At 62.1% G+C, this 11,777-nt stretch carries 10 protein-coding genes and 1 pseudogene; 5 read left to right on the forward strand and 6 right to left on the reverse strand.

Annotated elements, in window-relative coordinates; all coding sequences use genetic code 11:
* Positions 1–121 precede the first annotated feature (121 nt).
* Positions 122–2,392 carry a bifunctional 23S rRNA (guanine(2069)-N(7))-methyltransferase RlmK/23S rRNA (guanine(2445)-N(2))-methyltransferase RlmL gene (rlmKL, locus tag MRY17_RS18765; protein WP_243352680.1) on the reverse strand — a complete coding sequence of 757 codons (2,271 nt, stop codon included), beginning with the start codon at positions 2,390–2,392 and terminating at the stop codon, positions 122–124.
* A 532-nt stretch (positions 2,393–2,924) separates the two neighbouring features.
* Between rlmKL and rmf the strand changes: the two genes are divergently transcribed.
* Positions 2,925–3,140, forward strand: a complete 216-nt coding sequence (gene rmf, locus MRY17_RS18770; RefSeq protein ID WP_002553055.1) for a ribosome modulation factor — start codon at positions 2,925–2,927, stop codon at positions 3,138–3,140.
* A gap of 142 nt (positions 3,141–3,282) precedes the next feature.
* Here the strand turns inward: rmf and MRY17_RS18775 are convergent, their stop codons facing one another.
* The 5 genes and pseudogenes from MRY17_RS18775 to MRY17_RS18795 form a co-directional block, all read right to left on the reverse strand.
* Entirely contained in the window at positions 3,283–4,302 is a 1,020-nt protein-coding gene (locus MRY17_RS18775; RefSeq protein WP_181285677.1) for a quinone-dependent dihydroorotate dehydrogenase, read from the reverse strand.
* An 85-nt stretch (positions 4,303–4,387) separates the two neighbouring features.
* Positions 4,388–4,849, reverse strand: coding sequence for a transglycosylase SLT domain-containing protein (locus MRY17_RS18780; RefSeq protein WP_411565581.1), 462 nt, complete (start codon positions 4,847–4,849; stop codon positions 4,388–4,390).
* Positions 4,842–5,228 (reverse strand): winged helix-turn-helix domain-containing protein, encoded by a 387-nt coding sequence (locus tag MRY17_RS18785; protein WP_181285679.1) that lies wholly within the window; start codon positions 5,226–5,228, stop codon positions 4,842–4,844. The genes MRY17_RS18780 and MRY17_RS18785 overlap by 8 nt, the downstream gene beginning before the upstream one ends.
* Positions 5,229–5,388: 160 nt before the next feature.
* Positions 5,389–5,610 (reverse strand): FliM/FliN family flagellar motor switch protein, encoded by a 222-nt coding sequence (locus tag MRY17_RS18790; protein ID WP_181285680.1) that lies wholly within the window; start codon positions 5,608–5,610, stop codon positions 5,389–5,391.
* Positions 5,611–5,716: 106 nt separating this feature from the next.
* Positions 5,717–6,535 (reverse strand): annotated as a pseudogene (locus tag MRY17_RS18795) (secretin N-terminal domain-containing protein); the annotation flags it as partial.
* A 257-nt stretch (positions 6,536–6,792) separates the two neighbouring features.
* Here MRY17_RS18795 and MRY17_RS18800 point away from each other — a divergent pair.
* The 4 genes from MRY17_RS18800 to MRY17_RS18815 all read left to right on the forward strand — a co-directional run bounded on the left by MRY17_RS18800 (position 6,793) and on the right by MRY17_RS18815 (position 11,670).
* Positions 6,793–8,019: a CmpA/NrtA family ABC transporter substrate-binding protein gene (locus MRY17_RS18800; RefSeq protein WP_243352682.1), complete on the forward strand. Its 1,227-nt coding sequence runs from the start codon at positions 6,793–6,795 to the stop codon at positions 8,017–8,019.
* A 10-nt stretch (positions 8,020–8,029) separates the two neighbouring features.
* Positions 8,030–8,605 carry an ANTAR domain-containing response regulator gene (locus MRY17_RS18805; protein WP_057721200.1) on the forward strand — a complete coding sequence of 192 codons (576 nt, stop codon included), beginning with the start codon at positions 8,030–8,032 and terminating at the stop codon, positions 8,603–8,605.
* 183 nt (positions 8,606–8,788) lie between these two features.
* Positions 8,789–10,000, forward strand: coding sequence for a nitrate/nitrite transporter (locus tag MRY17_RS18810; RefSeq protein WP_181285682.1), 1,212 nt, complete (start codon positions 8,789–8,791; stop codon positions 9,998–10,000).
* Positions 10,000–11,670, forward strand: a complete 1,671-nt coding sequence (locus MRY17_RS18815; RefSeq protein WP_243353953.1) for a bifunctional protein-serine/threonine kinase/phosphatase — start codon at positions 10,000–10,002, stop codon at positions 11,668–11,670. The genes MRY17_RS18810 and MRY17_RS18815 overlap by 1 nt, the downstream gene beginning before the upstream one ends.
* The last annotated feature ends 107 nt before the right edge of the window (positions 11,671–11,777 follow it).

An 11,777-nucleotide genomic window follows, 5' to 3' on the forward strand; every position in this document is an offset into this window, starting at 1 on the left:
CCGTCAGGTAGGAGCGAGCTTGCTCGCGAAAAACTCTCAGGCACCGCGTTCATTCAGGAAGCACGCGTTATCTTTGACGTTTTTCGCGAGCAAGCTCGCTCCTACCTCCCACATTGGCCACTCAACGGGCAGTGATTTTCCAGGCCCGGTGGATCTTCGCATTACGCGCGAAATCCGGGTCGATGGTCTTGTCGCTGATCTCCTCGACCGCATAGCGTTCGCTGAGGTTGTCTTCCAGCTGGAACTTGCGGAAGTTGTTCGAGAAGTACAACACGCCCCCCGGCGCCAGGCGCGCCATGGCCAGGTCGAGCAACTGCACGTGATCACGCTGTACGTCGAAAATGCCTTCCATGCGCTTGGAGTTGGAGAACGTTGGCGGGTCGATGAAAATCATATCGAACTCGTCACGGCTGGCTTCCAGCCACGCCATCACGTCACCCTGTTCCAGGCGGTTCTTGTCGGAAAAGCCGTTGAGGGAAAAATTGCGCCGCGCCCAGTCCAGGTAGGTCTTGGACAAATCGACACTGGTGGTGCTGCGCGCGCCGCCCTTGGCTGCGTGCACACTGGCGGTGGCGGTATAGCAATACAGGTTGAGGAAGCGCTTGCCGGCCGCTTCCTTCTGAATACGCAGGCGCATCGGCCGGTGATCGAGGAACAGGCCGGTGTCCAGGTAGTCGGTGAGGTTGACCAGCAGCTTCACGCCGCCTTCGCTGACCTCGGTGAACTTGCCCTGGGCGCTCTGGCGCTCGTACTGCTTGGTGCCGCTCTGGCGCTCGCGACGCTTGACCACCACGCGGCTTTTGTCGACGTTCAATGCCTGGGGAATCGCCGCCAGCGCGTCAAACATGCGCGCCGAGGCTTTTTCCGGGTCGATGGACTTGGGCGCGGCGTATTCCTGCACATGCACCCAATCGTGATACAGGTCGATGGCCATGGAATATTCCGGCATGTCGGCGTCGTACACCCGGTAGCAATCCACGCCTTCACGCTTGGCCCACTTGCCCAGCAACTTGAGGTTCTTCTGCAGGCGGTTGGCGAACATCTGCCCACCTTCGCTCAAGCGCGCCTGTTCGACCACCGGAGCCGGCGCCGGCGCCGGCTTGATCGGATTGCCGTTCTTGTTGTACTGACGCTCCGCCGGCTCGGTCGGGGCCTGATCGTAAGCCGCTTGCTCACGCTCGGCCTGGCGCTGCTCCGGGGTACGCCGCTCACCGGTGACGAATTGATCGGGATTGACCTTGATCAGCAACAATTTGCACGGCAAGGCGCCGTTCCAGAACGAATACTGCTTGTGGCTGCGAATGCCCATGCGCTTGCCCAGGTCCGGCGCGCCGGTAAACACCGCCGCTTCCCAGCCCATGCACGCCTGGCGCAGACGCTCACCAAGGTTCTGGTAGAGGTACAACAGGCTGGCTTCGTCACCCAGGCGCTCGCCGTACGGCGGGTTGCAGATGACCAGGCCTTTCTGGTTCTGGTCCGGGCGCGGCTCGAAGGTGCCGACTTCGCCCTGGTACACCTTGATCCAGTGGCTCAGGCCTGCGCGCTCGATGTTGTTGCGCGCGGGCTGGATCAGGCGTGGGTCGGCTTCGTAGCCACGCACCCACAGCGGGGGGTTGTTCATACCGACAGCGGCGCGTTCAGTGGCCTCGGCGTGCAATTTCTTCCACAGCGCCGGGACGTGTCCGAGCCAGGTGGTGAAGCCCCACAATTCGCGGTTGAGGTTAGGGGCCATGTCGGCGGCGATCATGGCGCCTTCGACCAGGAAGGTGCCCACGCCGCACATCGGGTCGGTCAACGCGCCGCCTTCGGCAGCAATGCGCGGCCAGCCGGCGCGGATCAGGATCGCCGCCGCGAGGTTTTCCTTCAACGGCGCGGCGCCCTGCTGCAGGCGGTAGCCGCGCTGGTGCAGGCTGTGGCCGGACAGGTCGAGGGACAGAATGGCTTCGCCACGGTCCAGGCGCAGGTGGATGCGCAGGTCCGGGTTGATCTTGTCGATGGACGGGCGTTCACCGGTCGGGGTGCGCAGCTTGTCGACGATCGCATCCTTGACCTTCAGCGCGCCGAAGTGGGTGTTGTCGATGCCCGAGCCGTGGCCGCTGAACTCAACCGCCAGGCTGCCGTCGCTGACCATATGGTCGGCCCATTCGATATCCAGCACGCCGTGATAGAGGTCTTCGGCGTCCTTCATCGGGAAACGCTTGAGTACCAGCAGCACCCGGTTGGCCAGACGCGACCAGAGGCACAGGCGGTAGGCGGTTTCCATGTCGGCCATGCCGCGCACGGCCGAGGTGTGCTCGCGGGCGTCCTCAAGGCCAAGCCCGACGGCTTCCTCGATCAGCAGGCCTTCGAGGCCCTTGGGGCAAGTGAGGAAGAGTTCAAAACGGTCCGACATGGGGCATTCCAGGCTTTTCAGCAATAAATGAACGGGCGACGCATCGCCGGCTCGGTTTTCAATCAAGCACTTTTCTTGAAGAGCGCTCGCGTGGCACGAATGTGCCGTTCCACCCCGCCTGACGGACCCTCGGGCCTTTATTGACGGTGCAGAAAAACAATTTGAAGCAACAAAAAGAAATATCCCGACCCTTCGTCGAATAATAACCGACTGCAACAGGTGGTCATTCTCACCAAAGGATTAAACACATTTTCTTCGCAGGGCACATCATAGCTGGCTTTGCCCCATAAAAGGGGCGAAAAGCCATGCCAGCTTATGGCTATAGCATCGTTATCGTTACGTGCTTATGACAAAACGATCATTGAATCCATGTGACCTATTGGTTAGAACTCAACACAGGTTGGCGCCGTAACGACGCCGACACATCGGCTCGCCACGCCGGCAGCGAGCCCACCAACGGCAGAAAAACTCTGCCCGGCCTCAGACGAGGCCGAAGGATATCTAGACAGTCAACAAGTGAGGGAAACACCCTATGAGAAGACTTAAGCGTGATCCGTTGGAAAGAGCATTTTTACGCGGATATCAATATGGCGTTCATGGAAAATCCCGTGAGCTTTGCCCATTTACTCTACCGTCGGTACGCCAAGCCTGGATCAACGGCTGGCGAGAAGGACGTGGCGACAACTGGGACGGTATGACTGGCACTGCGGGTATCCACAGACTCAACGAACTTCACGCCGTCGGCTAATCAGGGCATTTATATTCCGACACATCAACTTGAATAGATAACGACTTAACCACGCACGTCCTATCCGGGCGGCGGGCTTCGGCCCAGGGGCTCCTTCAGGGAGCCCTTTTTATTGCCCGCCGGATAAGGCCTTGAGAGACCCTCAGCGCAAGGCGGCGATCGCGTCCACCGATTCGCGAATCAGCGCGGGGCCCTTGTAGATAAAGCCCGAGTACAGCTGCACCAGGCTTGCGCCCGCCGCGATTTTTTCAGCCGCGTGCCTGCCTTCGGTGATCCCGCCCACGGCGATAATCGGCAAGCGCCCTGCCAGTTCGGCGGCCAGCACCTTGACGATATGGGTGCTTTTATCCCGTACCGGCGCGCCAGACAGACCACCCGCTTCGTCACCGTGGGCCAGGCCTTCGACGCCCACACGACTGAGGGTGGTGTTGGTCGCGATCACCGCATCCATGCCCGCGTCCACCAGAGCCTGGGCCACCAGCACGGTTTCTTCATCGCTCATATCAGGAGCGATCTTGATCGCCAGCGGCACCCGCTTGCCGTGACGCACCGCCAGGTCTTCCTGGCGCTGGCGCAATGCTTCGAGCAATTGCTTGAGCGAGTCACCGAACTGCAGGCTGCGCAAGCCCGGGGTGTTGGGCGAACTGACGTTGACGGTGACGTAGCTGGCGTGGGCGTAGACTTTGTCCAGGCAGATCAGGTAATCGTCCACCGCACGCTCCACCGGCGTGTCGAAATTCTTGCCGATATTGATGCCCAGGATGCCCTTGTACTTCGCCGCCTGAACCCGCGACAACAAATGATCCACCCCCAGATTGTTGAAGCCCATGCGGTTGATGATCGCCTCGGCTTCCGGCAGGCGGAAGATCCGCGGCTTGGGGTTGCCCGGTTGCGGGCGAGGGGTCACGGTGCCGATTTCTACGAAACCGAAACCCAGCTGCGCAAACCCATCGATGGCCGCGCCGTTCTTGTCCAGGCCGGCAGCCAGCCCGACCGGATTGGGAAAGTCGAGCCCCATCACCGACACCGGCACCTTCGCCGCTGCCTTGCACACCAGGCCATTGAGCCCCAGGCGGCCACCGGCGCCGATCAGGTCCAGGGACAGATCGTGGGAAGTTTCCGGGGAAAGTTTGAACAACAGCTGGCGGGCCAGGGTATACATGGGCGGGCTAGACTCGGATGGCGGCGAAAGGTGGCGCGATTATAGCCGGGGAGACGGGCTGCATGCGAGGCGTGCCGCCCACTCGTCAATTGCGGTGCGCCATCAAGTCCTCATAACGCGCCCAGACTTTTTCGGCGTATCGCAGGCGCAACGCGTCACGCTCCGCCCCGGCGCCCGGCCCCACGTTGTAGGAGCCCACCGCCGTCCAGTTATAGCCGAAACGCTGAACGAACTCGGCAAGAATCGAGGCACCCACCTCCACCGACAGACATGGCTCGTTCACCAGACGTTCCTCGGTAATGCCCAGCTTGAGCAAGCGAGGCAGATGACTGCTGTTGATTTGCATCAAACCGATATCGTATGTGCCGTTGGCGTTGGCAGCATTGATCGCCTCCGCGCGATACCCCGACTCCACCGCCGCAATAGCCTGCAGCAACTGGGGCTCGAAGTCGTAGCGACGCGCCACTTCATCCCAGCAGTAGGCCAGGGCCTGGTCACTGCCCAGCAGAAGGCCGAGTATCAGGCCCCTGCCCCACGTCTTAAACACTGCTGATCTTTCCGCACGCCGAGCACACATGCATGCCCCGCCTTGGCTCGGCGTCTTGCACCTGCACGGGGCAGGTAAAACGATAGCCCTTGCCGTACACGGTCTTGATAAACCCTTTATCGGCCCTCAAGTGCTTGCGCAAAGCATAAATGCAACGTGTCAATGACTCATCGGCCACCTCGCCACTGGGCCAGGCGAGCGCCAACAGGCGGTCCTTGGTCATCAACGAACCACCGGAAACCAGCAGCAATCGAAGCACGCTGCCCTCTTTGGGCGGCAGTTGAATATCGATTTCCCGGCCTGTCAGCCGCCCACCGTCATGCAAGGTCCAACCCGCGAAAATGAAGGACTTGGGTGACTTTTCAATCATGACGGTCATAGGACACCTGCACACTCGACTGCTGACATTCAATCCATTCTTCCTGTGACGGCTCACTTGCCCGGTGCCATGACTATAAAAACCTCTCTCGCGTATCACGCTAGGAAAAACCCGATTCAGTCAGCGTCTTTCAGCGTTTTGCCGTAGGGCAATTCGCTACTCAACCCGAATGAGGCAGCCACTCCTGGTATACCTCATGCAGTTCAACCCCTAATCGGTCCTCCAACTGCACCAACTCACCCACTGCCATCAGTTGCCCATTGACCCGCACTTCCACGCAATGGATGACCTCGGGCGCCAACGGCAAGACTTTCCCCGGCGCAAACGCAGCCAGACGCTTGCGGCTGATCAGTTGCTCCTGCAGCAATATTTCCAGGTACATGGACTAACGCCTTTATTCAGGGAGAACGCTCGCGGCCCGGCTTTACGAACGCACGTTGCACACGGTCATATTGCGCGGCCGTCAACGGCGGCGGCCCGGCCGGGGGCTTCGATTCATCACGGCCCGCTTCCACACGCCATGACGAGACTTCATTGAGTTGCTTGGGCACATCCAACTCATCCACCAGTTTTTCGATCAGGCTCACCTGGGCAGGCTTGCCCTTGATCAGGAGGCTGTTGGTGTCCGGATAAGCGATCAGCGTCAGGTTCTTGTCCGCCAGCAGGCCCTTCTGCTCGCTGGCCAGCAGGCCTTGAATGACAGAGGCCATGCCCGGCACCGTGACTTTGTTTGCGCCAGTCCCGTACTGCCGATCCTCGACATGGGTATTGAACACCTGCACCACACCAAAGGCGTGCGCCCCCACGCGCAGCTCACTGCGTTGCCGATCGGTCAATTGCGCCAGCCGCAGCACCTGGCTGACGTAGCTTGGCGGCCCGGACACGTAGAACGTACGCACCCCGCTGTCGCGCAAGGGGTAGCGCGACTCATCCATGCCCGTTCGGCGCATGATGCCGCGCAGCCGGTTGACCGAAATGTACCGCAGCGACACCGCAGAGGTTCTGGCTTCGCTGGCGTTGTACAGGTGCAAGGCTTGCCCGTCGCTGTGCCAGATCAGGCCTTCCTGCCGGGCCAGCGCTTCGAGGACCTGTTGCGGTGCATCGAAATCGAATGTCCCGCTGACACGCTTGTGCGCCGCTTCCCGACTGACCACTACAGGCATGCCCAAAGGCACCGACAACGCCGTGAAAAAACTGTCCAGACTCTCATCCCTGGCCTGATACGGCTCGCCCCGGGCTACGGCGCTGACCAGCAACAGCACGACCCACAGCAGCGTGCTACCGAGGCGGTGGCGGTTCGTCGAAATGGAGGAATCAGCATGCACCGTGGGTTTTTCCTGGGGCGGTAGGACGCAAAAGAGCGGCCATACTGAAAGGCAGGCGAGGTTCAATCATGATGGAAAGCTGACGGCTGCCCCGTGGCATGTGCCTTGCTAAGCACTCTCTATCAGGGCGCGCGCCAGCGGCGGCGCGGGCCTACGGACAAAGGCGTCGTTTCCGTGCAATGGCCGATATCGCCATCCGAGGGAGCGGCGCTTTTTTTTGCGAGAAAAGGTAGGTGTTGATGAACGATTCGGTCGACAGCAGCGCGGTGAATCCCGCGCTCGCCTGGGTAAACGGCAGTGACGCCCCGGAAAAGAGCAGCCTGGACCTGGGCTTCATGGCCCTGACTGATTGCGCCTCGCTGGTGGTCGCCGCCACCCAGGGGTTTGCGCAACCCTACGGCCTCACACTGAACCTCAAGCGCCAATCGTCATGGGCCAACTTGCGCGACAAACTGGTCAGCGGTGAGCTCGACGCCGCCCATAGCCTCTACGGCCTGATCTATGCCGTGCACCTGGGCATAGGTGGCGTTGCGCCGAGCCCGATGGCGGTACTGATGGGGCTGAACCAGAACGGGCAGAGCATCAACCTGTCCCGTGGGCTGCAACAACAGGGCGTGGTCACTCCTGAGGCGCTGGATCGCCACGTGCACCAAAGCCGCACAAAACTCACCTTCGCCCAGACCTTTCCGACAGGTACCCACGCCATGTGGCTGTATTACTGGCTGGCGAGCCAGGGCATCCACCCGCTGCGGGATGTGGACAGCGTAGTGGTGCCCCCGCCGCAAATGGTCGCGCACCTGCAAGCGGGTCGCATCGACGGCCTGTGTGTCGGTGAACCCTGGTGCGCCAGCGCAGTCAAGCAGAACCAGGGCTTCACCCTGGCGACCAGCCAGTCGATCTGGCCGAATCATCCGGAAAAAGTCCTCGGCTGCACCCAAGCGTTCGTCGACCAGTACCCCAATACGGCGCGCGTATTGGTGATGGCGATTCTCGAGGCCAGTCGCTTTATCGAAGCGAGCACGCAAAACCGTCGTTCCACTGCGCAACTGCTCAGCGCCGGCGAGTACCTCGACGCACCGCTGGACTGTATCGAGCCGCGCCTGCTGGGCCACTACGAAGATGGCCTCGGCAACCCGTGGCAGGACCCGCATGCGCTGCGGTTCTTCGCCGATGGCGCGGTCAACCAGCCCTACCTTTGCGACGGTATGTGGTTCATGACCCAGTTTCGCCGCTGGGGCCTGCTGCGCGAGGACCCGGACTACCTGGCCGTCGCCCGCCAGGTGCAACAACTGCAGGTGTACCGTCAGGCCGCCGCAGCCGTGGGCGTCGCGATCAATGCCCAGGACATGCGCAGCAGCCAGTTGATCGACGGCAAGATCTGGGACGGCTCCGATCCCGCCGGCTATGCCCGCAGCTTCCGCCTGCACGCCATGGCGGATGACATCAGCCGCCAAGCGCTGCGCTAGGAGCACGACCATGCTGCGAATCCTGTTGATCAACGACACCCCGCGTAAAGTCGGCCGGCTCAAGGCCGCGCTGACCGAGGCCGGTTTTGAGGTGATCGATGAATCCGGCCTGACCATCGACTTGCCCGCACGCGTCGAAACAGTGCGCCCCGACGTGATCCTGATCGATACCGAGTCACCCGGCCGCGATGTGATGGAGCAAGTCGTGCTGGTCAGCCGCGACCAGCCCCGTCCTATCGTGATGTTCACCGATGAACATGACCCGAACGTCATGCGCCAGGCGATCAAGTCCGGGGTCAGTGCCTATATTGTCGAAGGCATCCAGGCCCAGCGCCTGCAACCGATCCTCGATGTGGCCATGGCGCGCTTCGAAAGCGACCAGGCCCTGCGCGCGCAGCTGCATGCCCGCGACCAACAGTTGGCGGAGCGCAAGCGCATCGAGCTGGCCAAGGGTCTGCTGATGAAAATGAAGGACTGCAATGAGGAAGAGGCCTACACCCTCATGCGCCGCCAGGCCATGAGTCGTCAGCAGAAACTGATCCAGGTGGCCGAACAGATTATTGCCATGAGCGAATTGCTCGGCTGATCTGGCGCGGCTCTTGCTAAAGAACCTTTACAGGTAGCCAACGGCGGTTGCCCCACGAACGACAAAGACGTCGCACACCCGGTTTGCCCTCGCGAACCCGGTGGCGGCGTTTTTTTTCGTTCCGGCCCCAGCGCATGGAGCCACCAGGCCTTCTGACAAGACCCCCAACCGTTGAGGTGCGTGATGAAATCAAGCTTCTGGAAATCCGGGCACACCCCGACCCTGTTTGCCGCGTTCCTGTATTTCGACCTGAGTTTCATGGTCTGGTACCTGCTGGGCCCCTTGGCAGTACAGATTGCCGCCGACCTGCACCTGACCACGCAACAGCGCGGCCTGGTGGTGGCGACGCCGATCCTGGCGGGCGCGGTGCTGCGCTTTCTCATGGGCATGCTGGCCGACAAGCTGTCGCCCAAGACCGCCGGGCTGATCGGCCAGGTGATTGTCATCGTGGCGTTGTTCTGCGCCTGGAAGCTGGGCATTCACAGCTACGAGCAAGCCCTGCTGCTGGGCCTGTTCCTCGGCATGGCCGGTGCTTCCTTTGCCGTCGCCCTGCCGCTGGCCTCGCAATGGTATCCGGCCGAGCACCAAGGCAAAGCCATGGGCATCGCCGGCGCCGGCAACTCCGGCACCGTATTTGCCGCCTTGCTCGCACCGGTACTGGCAGCCGCCTTTGGCTGGAGCAATGTGTTCGGTTTTGCGTTGATTCCGCTGATCCTCACCCTGGTCGTGTTCGCCTGGCTCGCCCGTAATGCGCCGCAACGTCCAAAAGCCAAGTCGATGGCCGACTATTTCAAAGCCCTGGGTGATCGCGACAGCTGGTGGTTCATGTTCTTCTACAGCGTGACGTTTGGCGGCTTCATCGGCCTGGCCAGCGCCCTGCCCGGCTACTTCAACGACCAGTACGGCCTGAGCCCGGTGACCGCCGGCTACTACACCGCAGCCTGTGTCTTCGGTGGCAGCCTGATGCGCCCGTTGGGCGGCGCCCTGGCGGACCGTTTCGGTGGGATCAAAACCCTGCTCGGCATGTACAGCGTGGCGGTGATCTGCATTGCGGCGGTGGGTTTCAACCTGCCCAGTTCCTACGCTGCGCTGGCGCTTTTCGTCTGTACCATGCTTGGTCTCGGCGCCGGCAATGGCGCGGTATTCCAACTGGTGCCCCAGCGTTTTCGCAGTGAGATTGGCGTGATGACCGGCTTGATCGGCATGGCCGGCGGCATCGGCGGCTTTGCGCTGGCAGCCGGCATGGGCGCGATCAAACAGAATACCGGCAGTTACCAACTGGCCTTGTGGCTGTTCGCCAGCCTTGGCGTGCTGGCCTGGTTTGGCCTGCACGGCGTGAAACGGCGCTGGAGAACCACTTGGGGCTCGGCCGCCGTGACCGCCGCACGCGTCTGATGAGCCTGCAACTGAGCGTCGCCCAGGCCAGTGCGATCGGTCCACGGGCAGAAAACCAGGACGCACTGCGGGTGGTCACGCCCGTGGCGGAGTTGGCCGCGAGCAAAGGCTACCTGTGCGCATTGGCCGACGGCGTCAGCCAATGCGCCGATGGGGGTCTGGCCGCGCGCTCGACCTTGCAGGCGCTGGCCCTGGACTACTACGCCACGCCGCAGACCTGGGGCGTGGCCCAGGCGCTGGAGCGCTTATTGGTCGCGCAGAATCGCTGGCTGCAAGCCAATGGCGGCGGTCAGCCGCTGCTGACCACCCTCAGCGCCCTGGTGTTTCGCGGCCAGCGTTTCACCCTCGCCCACGTCGGCGATTGCCGCGCCTATCGCTGGCTGGACGGCGAATTGCAGCGCATCAGCGAAGACCATGTGTGGGAGCAACCGGGCATGCAGCATGTGCTCAAGCGCGCCCTTGGCCTGGACCAGCACCTGGTATTGGATTTTCTCGATGGCGAACTGCGCGCAGGTGAGTGCTTCCTGTTGCTCAGTGATGGGGTCTGGGCCACCTTGGGCGACCACAGCATCCGCGCGATTCTGCGTGAGCAGACCGACCTGGACCTGGCGGTCAACACCCTGGTCAACGCCGCGCATCTGGCGGGAAGCCAGGACAATGCCAGCGCCTTGCTGGTGCGCATCGACGCCCTCGGCGCCGCCACGCTGGGCGACGCACTGGTGCAGTTGCAGCAGTGGCCGCCGCCCCCACCGCTCAAGGCCGGGCAACGCTTCGAGGGCTGGCAGGTGCACAGCCTGCTGGCGCAAAGCCGACAGTCGTTGTTGTATCGGGTACAGGATGATCAGCATCAATACTGGCTGCTGAAAACCCTGGCGTCAGGCCGCGACAACGACACTGACGCCGCCCAGGCCCTGCTCTCGGAAGAATGGTTTCTGCGTCGGGTCGCCGGCCGCGCATTCCCTGAAGTGCATGCCGCCAGTGGGCGTCAGCATTTGTACTACGTGATGCGCGAATACCCTGGGCAAACCCTTGCCGAACTGTTCAAGCGCCAGGGCCCGCTGCCCCTGGCGCAATGGCAGTCCATCGCCGAGCGCCTGCTGCGCGCGGTCGGCCTGCTGCACCGGCGGCAGATCCTGCACCGCGATATCAAGCCGGAAAACCTGTTGCTGGGGGACGACGGCGAACTGCGCGTGCTGGACTTCGGCCTGGCCTACTGCCCGGGGCTGTCGCAAGACCGTTCCGGCGCACTGCCGGGCACCCCGAGCTTTATCGCGCCGGAGTCGTTCAACGGTGAGCGTCCTACGCCACAACAGGATTTATACAGCGTCGGCGTCACGCTTTATTACCTGCTGACCGGCCATTATCCCTACGGCGAAATCGAAGCCTTCCAACGCCCGCGCTTTACTCAAGCAGTCAGCGCCAGCCGTTACCGCCCCGATGTGCCGGACTGGCTGCCCGCAAGCCTGGAACGTGCCATCGCCGCCCAACCGCAGCAGCGCTACGAAACCGCCGAAGAATGGCTGCTGGTGCTGGAACAGGCCGACCGCCGGGAACTGAGCGTGCGTGCGCGCCCGTTGCTGGAACGTGAACCGCTGAAGGTCTGGCAGACCCTGGCGACGGCTTCGCTGCTGATCAATCTGGTGCTGCTGTTCTGGCTATTGCACCACTAACGGGCAAAACCCTCCGGCCGCCTGGGTCTAATGCTCAATAAAACCGGGATATCGACACTTGGCACAGCTGCTGCATTAGCCTCTTCAACAACCCACATATAGCCGCG

It is taken from the genome of Pseudomonas orientalis (genome assembly GCF_022807995.1).
In the GTDB taxonomy this organism is placed as follows: domain Bacteria; phylum Pseudomonadota; class Gammaproteobacteria; order Pseudomonadales; family Pseudomonadaceae; genus Aquipseudomonas; species Aquipseudomonas orientalis_B.

What these genes read in the sequence shown, in the direction of transcription:
- rlmKL (WP_243352680.1), bottom strand. Translation starts at nt 2,392, where the DNA reads ATGTCGGACCGTTTTGAACTCTTCCTCACTTGCCCCAAGGGCCTCGAA.
- rmf (WP_002553055.1), top strand. Translation starts at nt 2,925, where the DNA reads ATGAGAAGACTTAAGCGTGATCCGTTGGAAAGAGCATTTTTACGCGGA.
- MRY17_RS18775 (WP_181285677.1), bottom strand. Translation starts at nt 4,302, where the DNA reads ATGTATACCCTGGCCCGCCAGCTGTTGTTCAAACTTTCCCCGGAAACT.
- MRY17_RS18785 (WP_181285679.1), bottom strand. Translation starts at nt 5,228, where the DNA reads ATGACCGTCATGATTGAAAAGTCACCCAAGTCCTTCATTTTCGCGGGT.
- MRY17_RS18790 (WP_181285680.1), bottom strand. Translation starts at nt 5,610, where the DNA reads ATGTACCTGGAAATATTGCTGCAGGAGCAACTGATCAGCCGCAAGCGT.
- MRY17_RS18800 (WP_243352682.1), top strand. Translation starts at nt 6,793, where the DNA reads ATGAACGATTCGGTCGACAGCAGCGCGGTGAATCCCGCGCTCGCCTGG.
- MRY17_RS18805 (WP_057721200.1), top strand. Translation starts at nt 8,030, where the DNA reads ATGCTGCGAATCCTGTTGATCAACGACACCCCGCGTAAAGTCGGCCGG.
- MRY17_RS18810 (WP_181285682.1), top strand. Translation starts at nt 8,789, where the DNA reads ATGAAATCAAGCTTCTGGAAATCCGGGCACACCCCGACCCTGTTTGCC.
- MRY17_RS18815 (WP_243353953.1), top strand. Translation starts at nt 10,000, where the DNA reads ATGAGCCTGCAACTGAGCGTCGCCCAGGCCAGTGCGATCGGTCCACGG.